The sequence below is a fragment of the Microbacterium sp. LTA6 genome, assembly GCF_045690355.1.
Lineage (GTDB): Bacteria > Actinomycetota > Actinomycetes > Actinomycetales > Microbacteriaceae > Microbacterium.
On the sequence record NZ_CP147855.1, the window covers coordinates 1,031,833 to 1,051,224 of the forward strand.

At 68.1% G+C, this 19,392-nt stretch carries 20 protein-coding genes; 2 read left to right on the forward strand and 18 right to left on the reverse strand.

Annotated features, from left to right (window positions below; all coding sequences use genetic code 11):
* Positions 1–17: 17 nt before the first annotated feature.
* The 7 genes from LTA6_RS04795 to LTA6_RS04825 are packed head-to-tail and all read right to left on the reverse strand — an operon-like array spanning position 18 to position 7,141.
* Positions 18–353 (reverse strand): L-rhamnose mutarotase, encoded by a 336-nt coding sequence (locus tag LTA6_RS04795; RefSeq protein WP_407358772.1) that lies wholly within the window; start codon positions 351–353, stop codon positions 18–20.
* Between the two features lie 9 nt (positions 354–362).
* Positions 363–1,328: an aldo/keto reductase gene (locus tag LTA6_RS04800; protein WP_407358773.1), complete on the reverse strand. Its 966-nt coding sequence runs from the start codon at positions 1,326–1,328 to the stop codon at positions 363–365.
* Between the two features lie 20 nt (positions 1,329–1,348).
* Positions 1,349–2,866 (reverse strand): sugar ABC transporter ATP-binding protein, encoded by a 1,518-nt coding sequence (locus LTA6_RS04805; RefSeq protein ID WP_407358774.1) that lies wholly within the window; start codon positions 2,864–2,866, stop codon positions 1,349–1,351.
* Positions 2,863–3,882 carry an ABC transporter permease gene (locus LTA6_RS04810; RefSeq protein ID WP_407358775.1) on the reverse strand — a complete coding sequence of 340 codons (1,020 nt, stop codon included), beginning with the start codon at positions 3,880–3,882 and terminating at the stop codon, positions 2,863–2,865. The genes LTA6_RS04805 and LTA6_RS04810 overlap by 4 nt, the downstream gene beginning before the upstream one ends.
* Entirely contained in the window at positions 3,879–4,958 is a 1,080-nt protein-coding gene (locus LTA6_RS04815; RefSeq protein WP_407358776.1) for an ABC transporter permease, read from the reverse strand. Before LTA6_RS04815 ends, LTA6_RS04810 begins: the two co-directional genes overlap by 4 nt.
* Complete coding sequence (locus LTA6_RS04820) at positions 4,958–6,049, reverse strand: mandelate racemase/muconate lactonizing enzyme family protein (RefSeq protein ID WP_407358777.1); 1,092 nt, start codon at positions 6,047–6,049, stop codon at positions 4,958–4,960. Before LTA6_RS04820 ends, LTA6_RS04815 begins: the two co-directional genes overlap by 1 nt.
* Positions 6,050–6,076: 27 nt before the next feature.
* Positions 6,077–7,141, reverse strand: coding sequence for a sugar ABC transporter substrate-binding protein (locus LTA6_RS04825; RefSeq protein ID WP_407358778.1), 1,065 nt, complete (start codon positions 7,139–7,141; stop codon positions 6,077–6,079).
* A gap of 100 nt (positions 7,142–7,241) precedes the next feature.
* Here LTA6_RS04825 and LTA6_RS04830 point away from each other — a divergent pair, with 100 nt between their 5' ends.
* Entirely contained in the window at positions 7,242–7,916 is a 675-nt protein-coding gene (locus LTA6_RS04830; RefSeq protein WP_407358779.1) for a GntR family transcriptional regulator, read from the forward strand.
* A gap of 74 nt (positions 7,917–7,990) precedes the next feature.
* Here LTA6_RS04830 and LTA6_RS04835 read toward each other — a convergent pair whose 3' ends face one another.
* The 10 genes from LTA6_RS04835 to LTA6_RS04880 all read right to left on the reverse strand — a co-directional run bounded on the left by LTA6_RS04835 (position 7,991) and on the right by LTA6_RS04880 (position 17,112).
* Positions 7,991–9,787, reverse strand: a complete 1,797-nt coding sequence (locus LTA6_RS04835; protein WP_407358780.1) for a histidine acid phosphatase — start codon at positions 9,785–9,787, stop codon at positions 7,991–7,993.
* 129 nt (positions 9,788–9,916) lie between these two features.
* Positions 9,917–10,486, reverse strand: a complete 570-nt coding sequence (locus LTA6_RS04840; protein WP_407358781.1) for a sugar O-acetyltransferase — start codon at positions 10,484–10,486, stop codon at positions 9,917–9,919.
* Positions 10,487–10,578: 92 nt separating this feature from the next.
* A complete protein-coding gene (locus tag LTA6_RS04845; RefSeq protein ID WP_407359245.1) occupies positions 10,579–12,294 on the reverse strand; it encodes an ABC1 kinase family protein in 1,716 nt (571 codons plus the stop codon).
* Positions 12,295–12,491: 197 nt separating this feature from the next.
* A complete protein-coding gene (locus LTA6_RS04850) occupies positions 12,492–13,076 on the reverse strand; it encodes a PadR family transcriptional regulator (RefSeq protein WP_407358782.1) in 585 nt (194 codons plus the stop codon).
* A 221-nt stretch (positions 13,077–13,297) separates the two neighbouring features.
* Positions 13,298–14,167, reverse strand: a complete 870-nt coding sequence (gene panB, locus LTA6_RS04855; RefSeq protein WP_407358783.1) for a 3-methyl-2-oxobutanoate hydroxymethyltransferase — start codon at positions 14,165–14,167, stop codon at positions 13,298–13,300.
* A complete protein-coding gene (gene panD / locus LTA6_RS04860) occupies positions 14,164–14,556 on the reverse strand; it encodes an aspartate 1-decarboxylase (protein WP_341976421.1) in 393 nt (130 codons plus the stop codon). The genes panB and panD overlap by 4 nt, the downstream gene beginning before the upstream one ends.
* Positions 14,556–15,407, reverse strand: a complete 852-nt coding sequence (panC, locus tag LTA6_RS04865; protein WP_407358784.1) for a pantoate--beta-alanine ligase — start codon at positions 15,405–15,407, stop codon at positions 14,556–14,558. Before panC ends, panD begins: the two co-directional genes overlap by 1 nt.
* Positions 15,404–16,183, reverse strand: a complete 780-nt coding sequence (locus LTA6_RS04870; protein WP_407358785.1) for a DUF2520 domain-containing protein — start codon at positions 16,181–16,183, stop codon at positions 15,404–15,406. Before LTA6_RS04870 ends, panC begins: the two co-directional genes overlap by 4 nt.
* A 144-nt stretch (positions 16,184–16,327) precedes the next feature.
* On the reverse strand, positions 16,328–16,645 hold the full coding sequence (locus LTA6_RS04875) for an ArsR/SmtB family transcription factor (RefSeq protein ID WP_407358786.1): 318 nt from the start codon (positions 16,643–16,645) through the stop codon (positions 16,328–16,330).
* Positions 16,642–17,112: an SRPBCC domain-containing protein gene (locus LTA6_RS04880; protein ID WP_407358787.1), complete on the reverse strand. Its 471-nt coding sequence runs from the start codon at positions 17,110–17,112 to the stop codon at positions 16,642–16,644. The genes LTA6_RS04875 and LTA6_RS04880 overlap by 4 nt, the downstream gene beginning before the upstream one ends.
* Positions 17,113–17,306: 194 nt before the next feature.
* Between LTA6_RS04880 and LTA6_RS04885 the strand changes: the two genes are divergently transcribed.
* A complete protein-coding gene (locus LTA6_RS04885) occupies positions 17,307–18,905 on the forward strand; it encodes an SDR family oxidoreductase (protein ID WP_407358788.1) in 1,599 nt (532 codons plus the stop codon).
* On the opposite strand, the gene LTA6_RS04890 is transcribed toward LTA6_RS04885, so the two are convergent.
* Positions 18,880–19,359: a hypothetical protein gene (locus LTA6_RS04890; RefSeq protein WP_407358789.1), complete on the reverse strand. Its 480-nt coding sequence runs from the start codon at positions 19,357–19,359 to the stop codon at positions 18,880–18,882. The two genes, LTA6_RS04885 and LTA6_RS04890, sit on opposite strands and share 26 nt — an antisense overlap.
* Positions 19,360–19,392 lie beyond the last annotated feature (33 nt).

The following is a 19,392-nucleotide window of genomic DNA, read 5'->3' on the forward strand; positions in this document are numbered from 1 at the left end:
CGGGCCCAGCGTTCGTTTCAGGGCGCCGTCAGGTTCTGCTCCTCCAGCGACCACACCCGCTCGATCGGGAGAAAACCGACCTCTCCATCCGGCCCGTAAAAGCCCTCGACGAAGCGCCCGATGTCCTTCTGCCAGGCGGCGTTCGCCGGTGCGGACTCGACGACGCTCATCGCCCGATCGAAATCCGCGCAGTCGACCACGTGGAAGAGGTTCCTGCCTGATCGCCAGATGGTCCAATCGTGGATACCGGCCTCGGCGAACAGAACGCGCAGATCGTCGGGGATCCGGGCATGACGCGCGCGGTACTGGTCGATGGATCCATCCACGATGACGGAGTGCAGGGCGATCCGCATTCTCTCCTCCTAGGAAGCAGGCGGTGGTGACAGTGTGACGTGACCCGCATTCTCCAGCGCGATCCACAACTCTTCCGGGAGCGACGCGGCCATCCGTGAAGCCGCTTCCTCCGCCTGCTGAGCGCCGCGCATTCCGACGACCACGGAAACGACCTGCGGCCAGCGCAACGCGAACTGCAGCGCCGCGGCCGGAAGGGGGACACCATGTTCGCGGCAGATGCGATCGAGGTCGCGAGCCCTGCGCAGAATTTCCGGCGAAGCTTCGGCGTAGTCGTAGCTCGCATCGTCTGGCACGCTCTCGCGGCTGAGGAGTCCCGAGTTGTAGACGGCAGCGGCGACGACGGCCACTCCGCGCTCGTGCGCGAGCGCGAGCATCCTGTTCGCGCTCTGCTGCTCGAGGAGCGTGAATCGTCCTGCGCACATGACGATGTCGACGTCGGTCTGGTCGATGAAGTCCGCGAGCATCTCCGCCTGATTCATCCCGGCTCCGAAGCCGCCGATCACTCCTTCATCCCGAAGCCCGGCCAATGTCCGTGCCCCGGTCGTCGACGCACTCTCCCAGTGCTCATCCGGATCATGCATGAAGACGACGTCGATGCGATCCATTCCGAGCCGTTCCAGACTCGCCTCGAGCGAGCGCAGTACGCCGTCACGACTCAGGTCGTACACCCGTCGTTGGTCGGCGGGCACATCGAAGAAGTTCGCGGCATCCCGCTCGTGCGCGGTCTCCGGGCTCGGGACGAGCACACGCCCGACCTTCGTCGACACGGTGTACTCGTCGCGAGGATAGGCGGCGAGCGCGCGACCGAGGCGGCGTTCCGAGAGTCCCAGCCCATAGTGCGGGGCGGTGTCGAAGTACCGGATGCCGGCATCCCACGCGGCGCGGATCGTCTCCTCGGCCTCCTCGTCAGAGACCGCGTGCCACAGGTTTCCGATCTGGGCGCATCCCATGCCGAGCGCGCCGAGTTCACGCATTCGGTGGTTCCGCATCGCGTTCATCGGGCGACGGCAGAACCGTGGATGTGCGCCATGACCTCGGCACTCATCGTTGAGTAGTCGTGCGTGTTCTCCACGGCGCCGCGGACGATGAACTGATCCATGACGACGATCCGGTCGGCGAGCGTGACCATCTCGGCGAGGTCGCTCGAGATCAGCAGGATGGCCATCCCGTCGTCCGCGAGACGCCACAACAGCTCGTAGAACGCCCGTTTCGTGCGCACGTCGATGCCGACCGTCGGCTCGTCGACGATGAGGACGCGTGTGCGGGCGGCGAGCCACTTCGCGAGCGACACCTTCTGCTGATTGCCCCCGGACAGCTGACCGGCGAGCTGATCCTGTGACGAGATCTTGATGTCGAGAGCATCCACATAGTCGCTCACGGCCTCGCGCTCACGGCGTCCGGACACGAATCCGAGAACCTTCGAGAGATCGGACCAGATCGTGACCGCGATGTTGCGGGTGATGGACTGCAGGAGGAAAACGCCCTCCTCCTTGCGGTTCTCGGTGACGTACCCGATGCGGAAGCGCCTGAGCGCATCGCGCACCGAGCGGATCCGCACCGTCTTGCCGTCCACGCGCACCTCACCGCCAGTGACCCGGTCGAGACCGAGGATGGCGCGGGCGAGTTCGGTGCGTCCGGCGCCGACGAGTCCGTACATGCCGAGCACCTCTCCGGGATGCACGGCGAGCGAGATCTTCCGATGCCCGGCGGCCGTGCTCACCTCGCGGAGTTCGAGCGCGGGGGTCGCAGTGCGGTCCACCGGGCGCGCGTCGACCTCAAGGTTCGCGAGCGTGCGACCGACCATCTTCGCCACGACATCGTCGTGGGATGTCGTGGCGATCGGCTGCGACGGCATCACCGTGCTTCCATCGCGGAGCACGGTGATCGCGTCGCAATGCGCGAACACCTCGTCGAGTTTGTGGCTCACGAGCACGATCGCGGTGCCCTCGGAACTGAGCTGTCCGACGACGCGGTAGAGGCGTTCCGCCTCGTCATTGCTGAGCGACGCCGTCGGTTCGTCGAGCAGAAGCACCTTCGCGCTGCGATAGAGCCCCCGGGCGATCTCGACGAGTTGGATCTGCGCGGCGGACAGCTCTCGCATCGGCGTGCGCGGATCGATCTCGAGGTCGAGCATGTCCAGGCAGCGCTTCGCTTCTCGCCAGACCCGGCGCCAGTCGACGATTCCGCCTCGACGCGGCATCGCGGAGAGTGCGATGTTCTCTCCGACGGTGAATTCCCGCACGACGTTGCGCTCCTGGTGCACCACGCCGATGCCGGCGGACAGGGCTTCCAGCGGGTTCGCGAACGACACCGGCTCCCCGCCGAGGAGAAGCTCCCCGGAGTCGGCGCCCTGCACGCCCGTGACGATCTTGATGAGCGTGGACTTCCCGGCGCCGTTCTCCCCCATCAACGCGTGCACCGAACCGGCCTCGACGACGAGATTCGCATCGGCGAGCGCCGTGACGCCGGGGAACGTCTTACGCAGGTTCTTGATCTCCAGTGCGATGCTCATCGCTTCACCTCCGCGAAAGGGGTTTCCGCCAGCGCCGCCTCAGCGCGCAACGATCTGATCCGGCTGGCGTGCCGTGACGCCTGCACCTCGCGCAGCTTGCCGAGCGCGACCGTGCCGAGGACGACTGCTCCGACGACGAAGTTGACGACCTCGGCATCGAAGCGGAAGATCGGGCTCGCGGCATCCACGAGCCGGACGACCATCGCCGCCAGCACGGTGCCGAGCACGGCGACCGTGCCGCCCGCCAGCGCGACCCCGCCGATGATGGGGGCCGCGAAGCTCGGCAGCAGCCAGTCGCCACCGACGGTGGTGTTGACACCGGGCAGGAACGAGATGCTGACCAGCGCAGCGACTCCGCACAGAAGGCCGGACAGGGTGTGGGCGACGACGACAGCGCGGTCGGCCGATATCCCCGCAAGCTGCGCGGCGGACGCATTGCCGCCGCTCGCGAGCAGAGTGCGCCCCGACACGGTCTGCGCGAAGTACAGGGCCACGATGACCGCGACGAGAAGGGTGAGGAGGAAGATCGTCGGAATGCCCAGGATGTCGGAGCGACCGAACGCGGCGAGCTCCGGCCAGGCGTCACGTCCGATGGTGCGGGTGCCCACGAGGGCGTACTGCAATCCGATCAGGATCTGCGACATGGCGAGAGTGACGATGAAGCCGTTGATGCGGGTTCCGACCACGATCAGGCCGTTCGCCAACCCGAGGAGCGCACCAGCGAGCACCGCGACGAGGGCGCCTACCCACGGGGGCACGCCCCACGAGGTGACGATGACCCCGGTCACGCACGCGGACACTCCGCCGATGGCGCCGACGGCGAGATTGAGCTGACCCACGCAGAGCGTGATCATCTGCGCCAGTCCGATCAGGATCGGAACGCTGACGAAGCGGAAGAAGCTCGTCATCGACACCGGGCCGAAGAACTGCCCCGAGGTCGCGATCCCGAGGATCGCGGCTCCCGCAACGACGATGCCGACCAGCAGCAGGTTGTTCGCACTGATGACGCGTTTCATCGGATGGCCTCCGCCTCGTCCAGTTCGACGGCCAGCGTCGCGACCGATTCGTTCTTCGTGGATGGACGACGCCGGGCGAAGATCAGGCGCAGTCGGTCCGTCGCGAGCGCGGCCAGCAGGATGCAGCCCAGAAGCACGTTGAGGGTCTCAAGACCGACGCCGTAGAGCTCGAGGCCCTTGCGGATGACGGAGGTGAGCGTGATGCCGAGCGCTGTTCCGACGATCGAGACCAGGCCGCCGGCGAGCAACGTGCCGCCGAGGATCGGTCCCAGGAACGAGGAGAGCATGAACTCCCCGCCGATCGCCGGGGTGAACGAGCCGGTGCTGGCTGCGAGCAGGATGCCGGCGATCGCGGCCAGCAGGCCGGAGAGCGCATGGACCAGGATCATCCGACGCGCGGTCGGCACGCCGGAGAGCTCCGCCGCCCGCAGGCTGCTCCCGGTCATCAGCACCTCGCGACCGCCCTGGGTGCAGGTGTAGAAGTACCAGATCGCGGCCATGCAGACCAGCGCAGGAAGGATCATGAGCGGAATGGCCTCGGATCCGCAGTATCCGAGAAGGCAGACGTCGGCGAACGTCCCGCGACCGACCGCCTGGAAGGCGTCGGGGAGCGTGGTGAAGGCCTGTCCAGTGCTCCAACGCTCATACAGGGTGGGGATCAGCCCGAGCAGTGTGAAGCTCATCGCGAGCGTCACGATGAAGGAGTTCACACCGGTCTTGGCGATGATCCATCCGGCGAGACCTCCGAGCACAGTGCTCGCCAGCGCCCCGACGGCCAGGCCTGCGAGCAGCGGCATCCCCAGGTTCTCGAGGCATGCACCGGCGACCAGCGCTCCGACCCCCGCCAGCTGGCCCACAGCCAGGTTCATGTGTCCGACGGAGAGCACGACCATCTGTGAGAGCCCCACCACGGTGAAGATCGCGATCGATGTGAGAAGAGGCGCGATGACGAACGGGCCGTTGAGGAAGGCGGGCTTCAGCGAGGCGAAGGCGACGAAGAGCACCACGATGAGCACCAGCAGCAGCGCACGCGGCGAGCGCAACTCGGCGCGGACGGCGGCGCGGAGACGCGACATCAGAGCACAGTCCTGTCATCCATCGCGTTACGGTCCCAGTCGATGCCGAGGCCGACGACCTCCGGTGCCAGCGCACGACCGTCTTCGATGGTCATGCCGGTCCTGGTGATCGCACGCAGCTGCGGGATGTGTTCGACGTAGCGGCCGTTCGGGATCGCGGCCACCAGGCTCACGTGCAGCTCCATGAGGAAGTGCGGGCAGACGTGCACGTTGAACGCCTCGGCGAGGTGCGCCACCTTGAGCCAGGGCGTGATGCCACCAATGCGCGCCACGTCGACCTGGACGATGCCGGCGGCTCCTCGATCGAGGTACTCACGGAACTGCGCGATCGAGTACATGGACTCGCCGACCGCGATCGGCGTGGACGTCGCGGCCGCGAGCCGTGCATGACCCTCGATGTCATCGGCCGGCAGCGGCTCTTCGATCCACCCGAGGTCGAGACCATCGAAGAGGCGGGCGCGACGGATCGCCTCGGCGCTCGTCATCGACTGGTTGGCGTCGACCATGATGTCGAAATGCGATCCGACGGCCTCCCGCACGGCGATGAGGCGCTCGCGATCCTCCTGGCCGTTCGGCTTGCCGATCTTCACCTTGACACCCTTGAGCCCGGCGCGCTGCGAGGCGAGCGCCCCCTCCACGAGCTCGTCGACGCCGAGGTGCAGCCATCCGCCCTCGGTGTCGTAGAGCGGGATGTCCTGACGGAACCCCCCTGCCAGGCGCCACAGCGGCAACGATGCGCGGCGTGCGGCGATGTCCCACAGCGCCGTGTCGACGGCCGCGAGCGCCAGCGACGTGATCGCTCCGGTCGTCGTCGCGCGAGTGGAGGCGAACAAGCGATACCAGACGGCCTCGATGCGGTCAGCCTCCTGGCCGACAAGGATCGGCAGCAGGTGGTCGCGCAGCATCGAGAGCACTGCGCGACCTCCTGTGCCGATCGTGTAGGAGTACCCGAGGCCGTGCAGGCCGTCGCTCGTCGCGAGTTCGACGAAGATCGTCTCCTGGGAGACGAAGCTCTGCACCGCATCCGTGCGTTCGGTCTCGACGGCGACGTCGACGAGGAACGCGCGGGCATCGGTGATTGTGCTGGCCATCGGTATCTCCAGGTCTGTGTCAGCAGATCACTTGCAGGTGAGCAGTTCGTCTTCGAACTTCTTCTGCACCTTGTCGGCGAACGCCTTCTGCTCGTCACCGTAGGTCTCCACGTTGTCCTTCGTGACGACGAACGATCCGGAGTCCACCACGACGCCGGGGTCTGCCATCTCACAGGCTCCGCTCGCGAGCTGGGCGAGGACCCAACTGCCGACATATGCCTGTCCGGTGGGGTTCTGCGCGACTGTTCCGTAGATCGAGCCGTCGCGGATGCCGTCGAGAATCGTGGCGTCATCGTCGATCGCGACGAGCTGGATGTCGAGGCCGGATTCCGAGATCGCCTCGGCGCTCGCGACAGCAGGGTTGTACGCGGTCGTGACGATCGCGTTGATCTTGGAGCCGCTGGCGGCGAGGAGGTCGGATGCCGCCTTCTGCGCCGTCGCGAGGTCGGTGTCGACGTCGGTGATGTTCTGCAGGAGCGTCACCGCGCCGTCGGTCTCTTCGATGGCGCGTTCGACACCGGCGATGCGCCGCTGAGTGTTGGAATCGACGTTGTTTCCGGTCATGTGCACGATCGCACCCGAGCCGCCGATCGCCTCGATGGCGGCGACCGTCGCCTGGTAGGCGGCTTCCTCGGTGTCCGTCGACAGACAGAATGCAGCAAGGTTCTCGTCGCCGGCCGGACACGAGGCGATCGACCCGACCGCGATGCCTGCATCTGCCAGCTTCTTGAAGGTGGAGTTGATGTCAGTCGGGGAGACACCGAAGATCCCGAACGCGTTGTAGCCGTTGGCGACGAGCGAGTTGATGACGTCGTTCTGCTTGGTCTGGTCCCACTCCGCCGTCTCGTTGAAGGTGACCTCGCCCAGGCCGAAGTCCTCTGCGGCCTTCTCGCCGGCCGCGATCCATGGCTGGAAGTACGGGTGCGCGCCACCCGGGACCAGGGCGACGCGAACGTCTGCCATGTCGCTCGCGCCGTCTCCGCCGCCAGCGGACGAGTCGGAATTCTGCGGGGTGCAGGCCGCGAGAGCGAGAGTGAGTGCCGCGGCCGCCGCGACGGCGGCGCCGAGCCGCAGGTGCTGTGTGGTGCGCATCTTTGAGCCTCCAGGGAAGAATTAAATGTAAAAGATCGTATTTGATCTTTCAAAGGATAGGATGCGGGGAGAGTCGCCACTTTGTCAAGCAGGAGGTCGGATGTCTGCGCTGGATCAGTTACCCGCCTTCAGCGTGGGAGCCCGGACCATGCTGGGCGACGAGGTGTATTTCGCACTGCAGCAATCGATCCTCGACGGCACGGTCCCGCCGGATGCGCGCATCAACGCCGGAGAGCTCGCTCGACGATTCGACGTCTCCCCCACGCCCGTGCGCGAAGCCCTCGCCCGACTCGAGTCGGACGGACTCGTGGAGAAGCTCCCGCTGCGCGGATATCGGACAACGGATCTCTTGGACAGACGGCAACTCGGCGAGCTCTTCGAGTTGCGTCTGCTGCTCGAGCCCGAGACCGCAGCCAGCGCCGCCGCACGACGCTCCGCGGCCGAGGCCGAAGGCCTCGAGCAGGAAGTCGAGGCGGGGCGCATCGCCATCGATGAGGATGACGCGTACCGCCTGCTGTCCCAGCACGACGTCCGCCTGCACGATCTCGTGTTCCGCGCGGCACACAACGAGACTGTCCGGCAGGCGTATGCGCGCACGCACTGCCACCTGCACACGTTCCGTCTCGCCTACACCGGGTCGTACGTCGCCGACACTGTCGCGGAGCATTCCGCCGTGGTCGCGGCCATCATTGCTGGCGACACCAAGAAAGCGTCCACGTCGATGCGGACACACATCGAACGCTCACGCGATCGGCTCATGAGCGGCCTGGACTGAGCCAACGGCTCACCGCAGAACACGCTGGGCCGGTCGTTCTCGACCGGCCCAGCGTGTGTCTCTGATGATCCCGGCTACGCCCGAGCCACCTTCCGGCGAGCGACCACCAGCGCAGCGGCACCGGCGGTGAGCAGAAGCACACCGATCCCCCCGGTGAACGCATCCATTTCGACACCCGTCGCGGCGAGCTCCGACCCCGGCACGGTGTCATCGATCGGAGTCGTGTCCCCGATCAGCGGACTCTCGGCCATCGCCGCCCCCGTGAGGCAGCGCTTGAGCTCGGTGAGCTTGACCCAGTGCGAGCGGTCGGCGACCGGACGGCAGCCCTCGGCGAAAGCGATCTCGCGCTCGTTGTAGAGCATCCGCACGAGCGGGGCGAAGGCGGTCCCCGTCGCCGGATCGATACCCTCGCGGGCCACGACATCCCACTGCACGTTCGCTCCCATCGGCGTCACCTCGGCACCGCGCCACGGGTTCGTCGCGTAGTCGTAGATGTCGGCGGCGGAAGCCGGTGCGGCATTGTCGGGCGCGGCGACGGTCGAGCCGGGCAGCCCCAGCAGGGCAGCGAAGGGAACGATCGTCTCGGCATGTGCGAAGCGGAAGGTCGCGGCCACGTCGCCACCTGCGACGCGCGCGTCGATCGTCGCGAAGAAGTCGTCGAGCAGCGGCTGGGCGATGGCGAAGGTCTCGGTGTGGCCGGCGAGGCTCGGACCCTTCGCGTAGAAGTCCTCGGAGTCGAGGAGATAGGCGAACCATTCTGCATCCGCCTCGTGGCCCTCGAAGTAGGCGTTGAAGTCGAAAGTGTGGGGCTCGACGTTCTCCTCGGCCATGTCGACGGCGATGATGTACAGGTTGTACAGCGTCATCGCCGCGTCGACGGTGCTCTCGATCGACTTCTCCGGGTCGCCGCAGGCGTCGGGGTCGGCCGCCGGGTCCGCGCCGGGCGCGCAGGCGATGTCACCGTGTTCGGTGCCGTCCACGGTGTTGAACCAGATGTGCGCGTCATCCGTGCCGATCGCGGCGATGAACTCGGGCGTGAAGATTCCGGACAGCAGGTCTTCGGCGACCTCCACCGAGCGCGGCAGGTCTTCGATGTAGTCCGTCGCAGCGGCGATGGTGCCGCCGTCATCGGTCTGGGCTTCGATGTACGCCTCGTACGCCTCCGCGCGCTCGCGCTCGGGGCTGCCCTCCGCCTTGTCCGTGCCGTCGGGGTTCTCGACCTTGTGGAAGTAGAGCAGGTCGGGGCGCGGTTCCAGCGGCACGGCGAGGTCAGGGGCGGATGCTCCGGCATCCGTCACCGCGTCGCCGAAGCCGAGCAGGAAGTTCTCGCCCGACTCGGTCGCCCGCGCTTCGCCCGAGGTCTCGGCGATGATGCGATCACCGCCGGCCGCGGCATCCGCGAAGAGACCCGTGTTGCGCTCGAAGGCGCGCGCGCCGATGCCCTGGTGCTGCGTCTCCCCCTGACCGGTCAGCATGCCGTAGCCGTTCTCGACGTTCGCGGCGGTGATGGCGTCGAGGTTGGCGACGAACTGCGCGCCGATCTCGGGCGTGAGGAACCCGTTCTCCGCCTGCGCGGTCGCAGCGACGAGGTGCAGGAGGGCGTCGTACTTGTAGCCGGAGAGTCCGCGCGATCCGTGCCGGGCGACGGATTCCGTGGCGATCGGCGCGTACCCGGCGGGAGCGGCCTGATAGGCGTCGATGTCGGCCTGCGTCGGGGCGATGTAGGGCTGCTTGCTGCTGTAGAAGCCGTCGTCGGAGGGCTGCTCCTCGGCGTGCGCGGGAACGGCGAGGGCGAGCGCGGCGACGACACCGAGTGCGACGGCCGCGGGGGCGATCGTTCGTGAGCGGGGCGGGTGGGACTGTGGAATCACGGCGATCTCCGATGAGCAGGGCCGCGGACGTTCGGGCCGAGGGATAGAGATACCGGGCGTGAATGAACGGAATGTGGCGCGCAGGCGACCGATCGTCATCTCACGCCGCGAGCATCCGCCCGATTCGCGTCACTCTGTAACCGAGCGCACCACCCGGGCCGGCGACCCGACGGCGATCGACCCGGCGGGAACGTCCTTGGTCACGACGGATGCCGCTCCGATGACCGCGTCATCGCCGATCGTCACACCCGGGAGAATCGTGGCATTGGAGCCGACCCAGACATTGCGACCGATCACCACCGGACGCGGATGCATGTCGCCACGTCTGTTCGGCGCGAGGTCGTGGTTGAGCGTGGCGATCACGACGTTGTGGCCGATCAGGGAGTCATCACCGATCGTCACGCCGCCCTGATCCTGGAAGGTGCAGCCCGCATTGATGAAGATGCGCCTGCCGAAGGCGATGTTCTTGCCGAAGTCGGCCGTGAACGGCGGGAACACGGTGACTGTCTCGTCGACCGGGCGCCCCGTCAGCTCGGAAAGCAGTTCGCGCACGCGAGCGGGCTCGTGGTAGCCGCTGTTCAGCTCACCCGTGATGCGCATCGCATTCTGACTCGACTGGAGCATCACCGCATGCAGAGGCGAATCGCCCAGGATGGACTCGCCCGCGTTCAGCGCGTCGAGAAGATCTCGGAGTTCCATGGGGGCCTCTCATCCGTCAACCGTCCGGTCAGACTACGCGAGCGGATCGCTCCCGTGGGAAGCGGATGACTGTCGACGCGAGCATCCGCCCCTCAGCGCCGCCCGATGCTGGCGAACATCGCGTACAGCAGCGGCACGGCGGATGCCGCGATGAGCACCGTACCGAGGACAGGATTGGGTGTGAGCAGAACGCCGCCACCGACCAGCATCCCGGCGAAGAGTACGGCCGCAACAGCACGGCGTCCGATGCGCACGAGCGAATCCAGCCGTCGTTCGAGCCGCGACGTGTCGAACGTGACCGTGCCGTCGTCGATGCGCGTGATGACATCGTCGATCCGCTTCGGGAGGCGCATCGTGACGGCGACGGTCTCCATCGCTTGTTGCGCGAGCGTCATGGCCAGGTTGCCGCTCTCGTCGCGCAGCAGTCGCCCGGCGTACGGCTCGGCCGCATCCCAGACGTTGAACGCCGGATTGAGGCCGCTGCACATGCCCGATGTCAGCGACACCGCACGGATGAGCAGCAGCATGTTCTCCGGAAGCTGCAGCGGGAGCGAGCGCACCATGTCGCCGAACTCGTCGGCGAAGTCGCTGAACTCGCGCGGATCCACCTTGCTCAGCTCGGCGAATCCCATGCCGCCGAAGCGGGCGAACAGGGCGGTGAGGGCGCGCTCGAGTTCGACGGTGTCGGCCGACGGCAGCAGCACGCCGATCTCGCGAGCGGCCACGACGAGCCCCTTGCTGTCGCGGCCCGCCACCGCGATGAGGAGCGTGCGCAGGCCGTCGCGCAGGTTCGGTGCGACCTCGGCCATCATGCCGAAATCGATGAACGTCAGTCGGAAGTTCTGGGCGCCCGGGGCGGCCTCGGGAACCGGTGTCACGAAGATGTTCCCCGGGTGCGGATCGGCGTGCACGAAGCTGTGTGTGAACACCTGATCGAACATGACCTCGGCGAACACGTCGGCCACCTCGGACGGGTCGATGCCGGCCGCCCGCAGTGCCGTCTTGTCGTTGATCTTGATCGCGGTGACATCCGACAGCGTGAGCACGCGGCGGGTGATCCGCTCCCAGACGAGCTGGGGAGTGTCGACGCGCGGATCGTCGGCGAAGTTCGCAGCGAACCGCTCGGCGTTGGCCGCCTCGTGCAGGTAGTCGATCTCTTCGCGGCTCGTCTGCGCGAACTCCTCGACGAGGGCGGGGGCGTCGACCCGGTCGGCGACGATGCGCACCCGTCGCAGCCAGCCGGCCACCCGGCGGAGCGCCGCGAGGTCGACCGCAACGATCTCGTCGATGCCGGGGCGCTGCACCTTCACGACGACGTTCCCGAGCCCGGTGTCGGCGGCGTCGAGGGCGGAGAGCCGGGCGCGGTGCACCTGGCCGAGGGATGCCGCAGCGACCGGCACCTCATCGAACCAGGCGTAGGCGCGCTCCAATGGCACGCCCAGCTCGGCCTCGGCGAGCTGCTTGATGGCCGCAAACGGCACCGCGGGCACCTCGTCCTGCAGACCCTCGAGCTCGGCGGTGATCTCCGGCGGGAGCACATCGAGCCGGGAGGACATGAACTGCCCGACCTTGATCATCAGGCCGCCGAGACTCACGGCGAGCGTGTGGAAGCGCCGCGCAAAGCGCTGCATCCGCGCCGGGCGGGTGCGCTCCGACACCGAGCTCAGGCCGAAGCGCGGCAGCACGAGCTCGAACCACCAGATCTTGATGAACTCGCGGGCCGCGAATGAGAGGATGCGGCGGTAGCGGGCGCGGTGGGCGGATGCCGGTGGCAGCGAGCCGGCGGCAGAGCGGCGAGGCGCCGGCATACCGGGAATCGAACGAGGCGGATCGGCGGCCGCCGGGGCCGGACGCGCCTCCCCTGCCGGAAGCCGGGTGTCATCCCGGCCGCCGGGGACCTGCTCGCTCAGCGACTGGGAAGGCTCTGGCATGCCTGCGGCATCCGTCATCGACCCACCCCCTGCTCGCCGGTCCTCAATGCGGGAACCTGACTCCGCCACCCCGATCAGTCCTGAGCGAGGATCGAGTACAGCCTACGGCGAGCCTCGTCGAGCACCTCGATGGCCTGCTGCACCTGCTCCGGGCTTCCGCTTCGGCCAATCTGCGCGGCGGCAGCGGCGAGATCGACGCCGGCCTTGGGCAGCGCGCTGAAGCGAGCGCTGTCGCGCCCGCCGTCCTTCTCCGCCGACGACACCCAAGGTGCCGGGGTGTCGGCCGACTCGTCCGCGACCGCACGTCCGGCTTCGGTGAGCGAGTAGGTCTTGCGGCCGTTCTGCTCCTCGGCCTCGATGAGGCCCTCGTCGGCGAGCAGCTGCAGCGTCGGATAGACCGAGCCGGCGCTGGGCTTCCACGATCCACCGCTGCGCTCGGCGATCTCGTTGATGATCTGGTAGCCGTGCATCGGCTTCTCGGCGAGGAGCGTGAGCACGGCCGTGCGCACGTCGCCGCGCGCCATGCGGGAGCCGCCGCCTGGCCGCTGATCGAATGTCTTCCGCAGCTGGTCCATGGCTTCGAAGAGAGCGGATGCCGGACCGCCGGCGCCGCCGAATCCCGACCCGCCGAAGGGGTTCGAGGGGAATGAGTTGTTCATGGTGACCTCCCGTGAGTGGTTCGAACGATACTCAACGATATATCGCTCAGCCTGGGGGTGGGCTTTGAATCTCCGCGGTCGATCGGGAGGGGAGGTCACACGGCCGCGTGCGCCTGCCTCGGAGAAGTACGCCTGCCTCGGCCAGAATCCAGAAATACGGCCGAGCCAAGCGCACAAGGCCGAGCCAGGCGCACGGCTCGGCTGGCGGCGGATGCTGCCGGCTACCGCCCCGCCAGCAGCTCCTGCATCCGTTCAGCCTCGGCCGCCGGCATTCCGTACCCGTGCTCCGGCGCCGGGTACACGCGTTCGCGCACCTCGGCGGTGTACTGCTCGACGCCGGCGATCGCGGCGGTGCGCAGGTCGGCGTATCGCTTCACAAAGCGAGCCGCTCCGCCGTCGTAGATGCCGAGCAGGTCGTGGAACACGAGCACCTGGCCGTCGGTGGCGGTACCGGCGCCGATCCCGATCACCGGGATCTCCATGAGCGGCATGATCGCCGCGGTCACGTCACTCGGAATCGCCTCGAGGACGATCGCGGAGCATCCGGCTTCCTGCAGCGCGACGGCGCTGTCACGCAGGCGAAGCGCCTCCTCGGCCGTGCGGCCCTGTGCGCGATAGCCGCCGAGCGAGGTGGCGGTCTGCGGCGTCAGGCCGACGTGCCCCACCACCGGGATGCCGGCCGCGACGATCGCCCTGGCCCGATCGACCGAGGTGCCGCCGCGCTCGATCTTGACCAGGTCGCAGCCGGTCTCCTTGACGAAGCGCTGGGCCGTCGCGACGGCGATGGCATCAGAGGCCTCGTACGAGCCGAAGGGCAGATCCGCGATGAGCAACGGCGCCTGCAAGCCGCGCCGCACCGCGGCGGTCAGCATGATCATCTCGTCGACCGTGACCGGCACGGTGCTGTCGTATCCGAGAACGGTCATCGCGGCCGAGTCGCCGACGAGCACGACGTCGACGCCGGCGGCATCGACGATCTGCGCACCCGGGTAGTCGTAGGCAGTGACCATCACGATCGGCTCGCCCGCGGCCTTCTTCGCCGCGAGGTCGCCGAGGGTGATGCGCTTCTTGGGAGCGGCGTGGGCGCTCATGCCCGGCCGGCCGTCAGGAGCTGATCGACCGCGGCGTCGACCTGGATGATCGCGTTGCCGCGGTCCACGTGCACGACGACGGGCTCATAGGTCTCGAGATCTTCCGGCGAGTAGTCGCCGTAGGAGACGACGATGATCGTGTCGCCGGAGTGCACGAGCCGGGCCGCGGCACCGTTGACCTGCATCACGCCCGAGCCGCGCGCGCCGGCGATCGTGTACGTCTCGAAGCGGGCACCGTTGTCGACGTCGAGCACATGGACCTGCTCGTGCTCGAGGATGTCGGCGGCCTCGAGCAGGTCGGGGTCGATCGTGATCGAGCCGACGTAGTTCAGGTCGCTGCCGGTGATCGTGGCGCGGTGGATCTTCGACTTCAGCATGACGCGACGCATCAGGCGTCCCCTCTCAGGATGTGGTTGTCGATCAGTCGTGCGGCGCCGACGCGCGCGGCGACGGCGAGCAGGGCATCGTTCTCGACACGGGTGATCTCGTGCAGATCGTCGGCGTCGCGCAGCTCGATGTACTCGGGGGCGATGCCTGCTTCCGCGAGCACGCGGCGTACGGCATCCAGAATCGGCTCGCTCTGGCGCTCGCCGTGCTGGTGCAGAGCGGATGCCGCATCGAGCGCCCGATTGAGTGCTGCCGCCTGCTGCCGCGCGGCCGGGTCGAGGTAGACGTTGCGCGAGCTCATGGCGAGCCCGTCGGCCTCGCGCACGATCGGGCACGCCTCGATGCGCACGTCGAGGTCGAGGTCACGCACGACGCGGCGCACGACGAGCACTTGCTGGGCATCCTTCTGTCCGAAGTAGGCGACGTCGGGCCGCACGATGCCGAACAGCTTCGTCACGACCGTGGCGACACCGTCGAAGTGGTGCGTTCCGCGGCTGGCCCCGTCGAGCACCTCGGTCAGGCCTGCGACATGGATCGTGGTGGCGAAGCCGTCGGGGTAGATCTCTTCGACAGCCGGGGCGAAGAGGATGTCGGCGCCCTCTGCCTCAGCGAGGGCGGCGTCGCCTGCTTCGTCGCGCGGGTAGGCGCCGAGGTCTTCGTTGGCGCCGAACTGGGTGGGGTTCACGAAGAGCGAGACGACGACGAGATCGGATGCTGCGCGCGCACGCCGGATGAGCGACAGGTGCCCCTCATGGAAGGCCCCCATCGTGGGAACCAGTCCGACGGATGCGCCGGTGTCGCGTGCGGCGCGGACGGCGTCGCGCACCTCGGCGATCGTGCGGATGATCCTCATGCCCGGTGCTCCTCTTTGCGGACGGCGTCGTCGTCGCGGCTGGCGGCGATGACGCGAGTGCGGTCACACAGTTCGTCGAACAGTGCGAGCAGGTCGGGCTGCGTCTCGGCGATGGCGGCGCGCTGACGTTCCACGGTCGCTTCGTCGCCCCGGGCGATCGGGCCGGTGAGCGCACCCGCTGCACCGGCATCGGCCCAGTTCTCGATGCTCCGGCGGACGAGCGGAGCGAGCAGCATCCTGGCGTCGCTCGCCGGGATGCCGGATGCGTTCGCAACCTGCTCGGCGGCGTCGAGCACGGCGAGCACGAGGTTCGAGGCGAGAGACGCGGAGGCGTGGTAGCCCGCACGTCCGGTGTCTTCGATGCGGAACGGATGGGCGCCGAGCGTCTCGGCAAGGGCCGTGGCGGTGGCGAGCACGTCCTCGGTGCGCGCGTCGACAGCACAGCCGATGCCGCGGAACACGTCCGGCGTCTCGGCGCCGGTGAAGGTCTGCAGCGGGTGCAGGCTGAAGTCCACGCCGTCGAGCGGCGTCGCTCCGGAGACATGGCCGATGAGACGGGCGTGCGGCCGCGCCGCGAGAGCGGCGTCGGCGATCGCCGAGTCAGGGACACAGAGCAAGGCGATGTCGACGTCGGGGATCGACTCCTCGCGCCGGATCGGCCCGAGGACCTCGATGCCCGCCGTACGGAGAGCCCGCGCGAGTACGCCGCCGAGGCGACCGGCACCGAGGACGGCGACGGTCGTTGCAGGCGCGAGGGAGGGGGCGAGTGTGCTCATCGGTGTGCGACGAGTATCCAGCCGAGCGGGGTCGTGAGCCAAATCAGATGAAGAAGTGCCCAGTCACATTTCGACTTATCTTGCGGAAATGCTCAATATATGACGATGACACAGAGCATCCTGCATTTCCTGCGCGCGCAGCCCCTACAGCCCTTCCGCGATCTCCTTGATCGCGGCGAGACGGCGATCCCAGTCGCGACCGATCATGTCGAGCTTCTGCGCGGTCGCACTGAGTTCGGCGCCGATCACGCGGAACCGCACCTCCCGGCCGACGCGCACGGGCTCGACCAGACCGACTTCCTGCAGCACTGCGAGGTGCTTCGCGATGGCCTGGCGGGTGACCGGGAGACGCCCGGCAAGGGCGGATGCCGAGGCATCCCCCTCGCCGAGCGCCGCCAGGATGCTCCACCGGGTCTCGTCGCCGAGTGCCGCGAACATCGGAACCAGGGTGCCTGTGGTCACGAGGCACCTTCGAGCAGGGCGACGAGCTTGTCAAGCTCTTCATCCCATCCGGTGCGGTGGCTCTCGAGGTTCGCGATCGGGTCGGAGGTGCGGTCGAAGCCGGTCTCGACGACGGTGAGCTGCGTGCCGCCCTCGACCGCTTCGAGCGTGAAGGTGAAGACGGTCGAGCCGCCCTCGAGGTCGGCGGTCGGGCCGCCGAGTGCATCGTCGTTGCCCCAGCGGTAGGCGATGAGGTTCGGCTCTTCGCGGGCCTCGATCCGCAGCGGGATCGAACCGTACTCGGGGAACGTCAGCGTGCCGGTGGCACCGACGCCGGCACCGTCGAGCACGGCCTGGCCGAACCAGCGGGAGATGTACTCCGGCTCGGTCACGGCCTGCCATACCTTGTCGGGGGTGGCGGCGATGCGGATCGTCCGGCGCACCGAGAAGGTGTTCTCATCGACGACGGATGCCTCGTTTTCAGTCATGTTCACCATGATGGGTCCTTTCGAGCGTTACGTGCGAGTGTTTGACGGCCGGTCGACCATCTGCAACTCCAGAGTTGCACAGCATCTCTCTTATTGCAACCAGTAAGTTGCACAGGCTTGCGGCTCCCGTACCCGCAAGCACGCCTATCCGCAAGGGACCTGGCGCGGGAGAAGATCCCTCGTACGCTCGGGGCATGACCGAGCTCACACAGCCCACCGGCCACGAACCCGCCCTTCGCGCTGCACCCCGACCAGACGGATCCGCTCCGCGCGCACTCGTGCTGGGCGCGACCGGCTACATCGGCGGGCGGCTCACGCCCCGCCTGCTGGCTGCCGGATACCGCGTGCGGGTGCTCGCGCGAGACGCGGCGCGCGTGGCGTCGTTCCCGTGGGGCGCCGAGTGCGAGGTGGTCGAGGGAGAGGCGGCCGATGCGGATGCTGTCGCGACAGCCATGGCCGATGTCGACGTCGTCTTCTATCTGATCCACTCGATGAGCGCCGGCAAGGGGTTCGAGGAGGCCGACGATCTCGCCGCGCATACGATCGCGACGGCGGCGGCCGAGGCGGGCGTGGGCCGGATCGTGTACCTCGGCGGCCTGCATCCCGACGACGTGAAGCTGTCGCCGCACCTACAGTCACGCGTGCGCGTGGGCGAGATCTTCCTCGAGTCGGGAGTGCCGACGCTCGTGCTCCAGGCCGGCGTCGTGATCGGGTCTGGGTCGGCGTCGTTCGAGATGATCCGGCACCTCACCGATGTGCTGCCGTACATGCCGGCGCCGAAATGGGTGCGCAACCGCATCCAGCCGATCGCCGTGCGCGACGTGCTGCGCTATCTGCTCGGCGCCGCCCGCGTCGCCCCCGAGGTGAATCGCGCCGTCGACATCGGTGGGCCCGACGTGCTGCGCTACGGCCAGATGATGAACGGCTATGCCGTCGAGGCCGGGCTCCCCCAGCGCGCCATCGCCGCGCTGCCCGTACTGACGCCGGGGCTCGCCTCGCACTGGGTGAACCTGGTGACGCCGGTGCCGCGGTCGATCGCCCGCCCGCTCGTGGCGTCGCTGCAGAACGAGTGCGTCGTGAAGGATCGCGCCGTCGACGAGCTGATCCCGCCACCGTCCGGGGGCCTCACCCCGTACCGGCGGGCGGTGTCGCTCGCGCTCGGACGCGTGGGCGCCGACAGCGTGGAGACGAGCTGGCAGGATTCCGAGGTCTCCGGCGCTCCAAGCGATCCGCTGCCGAGCGATCCGGATTGGGCAGGGCGCACGGTCTTCACCGATGTGCGGTCGGTGAAGACGGAGGCATCCGTCGCGGATCTGTGGCGGGTGATCGTCGGGATCGGCGGCGAGAACGGCTGGTACTCATCGCCGCTGCTGTGGGCGGTGCGCGGCTGGATGGACCGGCTCGTCGGCGGGGTCGGATTGCAGCGCGGACGCCGCAGCCGGGCGATGGCGCGGGTCGGCGATGCGATCGACTTCTGGCGGGTCGAAGCCGTGGAGGTTCCGGGAACCGGAACGACGGCCGAAGAGCGACGCGGCGGGCTGCTGCGGTTGCGCGCCGAGATGAAGGTGCCCGGATCGGCATGGCTCGAGCTGCGCGCGGTGCCCGATGGTGGCGGCGCTCGGTATGAGCAGCGCGCGGTCTTCTTTCCGCGCGGGTTGGGCGGCCGCCTCTACTGGCTCGCGGTACTGCCGTTCCACGGGTTCATCTTCGCGGGGATGGCGGCGCGGATCGTGGGGGCGGCGGAGGGTGCGAATCGGCCAGAGGAGGTCACAGCTGGGGAGAGCCGTGGATGACTCCCCAGGTCTTCGTCGACTCGTTCAGCAGCACGGGCACCGCTGAGTCCGGGGCGGTGCGCGCGGCGGCGACGCACGCGGGGTGGCCACAGGCGTGCGTGACGAACTCTTCAGACGGCATCCGCAGTTGGAGTTGGTAGCGGATGCTCTCATCGGTCGTCTCATGCGCCGCGACCACGGGCAACGAGACCGTGGTTCCGCCCTCTTTGAGCTTCGCGGCCGCCACGGCGTTGACGTCTGCGTTGAGCCAGAGACCGACGCCAAGCGCCACGATGATCAGGCAGCCGAGCAACACCAGCACGACCTCCCACCAGTCGAAGATCATCCGGACAGTCAGTGCGAACCCGCCGATGCCCAACAGCGCCACGAGGATCGCAGTCACGCGCTGCGCCGTCACCTCGCTGCGCCGGGCCAGGTCGACCTGCGTCCATTCGAGCGTCGCGGCACGGTTCATGGCACACACTCTAGGCGCGGGTGCGGCCGAAAG

Excerpts from the sequence above, each read along its gene's own strand:
- LTA6_RS04825 (WP_407358778.1), bottom strand. The coding sequence starts at position 7,141 with ATGCGCACCACACAGCACCTGCGGCTCGGCGCCGCCGTCGCGGCGGCC.
- LTA6_RS04810 (WP_407358775.1), bottom strand. The coding sequence starts at position 3,882 with ATGAAACGCGTCATCAGTGCGAACAACCTGCTGCTGGTCGGCATCGTC.
- LTA6_RS04800 (WP_407358773.1), bottom strand. The coding sequence starts at position 1,328 with ATGCGTGAACTCGGCGCGCTCGGCATGGGATGCGCCCAGATCGGAAAC.
- LTA6_RS04870 (WP_407358785.1), bottom strand. The coding sequence starts at position 16,183 with ATGAGCACACTCGCCCCCTCCCTCGCGCCTGCAACGACCGTCGCCGTC.
- panD (WP_341976421.1), bottom strand. The coding sequence starts at position 14,556 with ATGCGTCGCGTCATGCTGAAGTCGAAGATCCACCGCGCCACGATCACC.
- LTA6_RS04820 (WP_407358777.1), bottom strand. The coding sequence starts at position 6,049 with ATGGCCAGCACAATCACCGATGCCCGCGCGTTCCTCGTCGACGTCGCC.
- LTA6_RS04815 (WP_407358776.1), bottom strand. The coding sequence starts at position 4,958 with ATGTCGCGTCTCCGCGCCGCCGTCCGCGCCGAGTTGCGCTCGCCGCGT.
- LTA6_RS04890 (WP_407358789.1), bottom strand. The coding sequence starts at position 19,359 with ATGAACCGTGCCGCGACGCTCGAATGGACGCAGGTCGACCTGGCCCGG.
- LTA6_RS04795 (WP_407358772.1), bottom strand. The coding sequence starts at position 353 with ATGCGGATCGCCCTGCACTCCGTCATCGTGGATGGATCCATCGACCAG.
- LTA6_RS04850 (WP_407358782.1), bottom strand. The coding sequence starts at position 13,076 with ATGAACAACTCATTCCCCTCGAACCCCTTCGGCGGGTCGGGATTCGGC.
- panC (WP_407358784.1), bottom strand. The coding sequence starts at position 15,407 with ATGAGGATCATCCGCACGATCGCCGAGGTGCGCGACGCCGTCCGCGCC.
- LTA6_RS04885 (WP_407358788.1), top strand. The coding sequence starts at position 17,307 with ATGACCGAGCTCACACAGCCCACCGGCCACGAACCCGCCCTTCGCGCT.
- LTA6_RS04840 (WP_407358781.1), bottom strand. The coding sequence starts at position 10,486 with ATGGAACTCCGAGATCTTCTCGACGCGCTGAACGCGGGCGAGTCCATC.
- LTA6_RS04805 (WP_407358774.1), bottom strand. The coding sequence starts at position 2,866 with ATGAGCATCGCACTGGAGATCAAGAACCTGCGTAAGACGTTCCCCGGC.
- LTA6_RS04830 (WP_407358779.1), top strand. The coding sequence starts at position 7,242 with ATGTCTGCGCTGGATCAGTTACCCGCCTTCAGCGTGGGAGCCCGGACC.
- panB (WP_407358783.1), bottom strand. The coding sequence starts at position 14,167 with ATGAGCGCCCACGCCGCTCCCAAGAAGCGCATCACCCTCGGCGACCTC.
- LTA6_RS04845 (WP_407359245.1), bottom strand. The coding sequence starts at position 12,294 with ATGCCGGCGCCTCGCCGCTCTGCCGCCGGCTCGCTGCCACCGGCATCC.
- LTA6_RS04880 (WP_407358787.1), bottom strand. The coding sequence starts at position 17,112 with ATGACTGAAAACGAGGCATCCGTCGTCGATGAGAACACCTTCTCGGTG.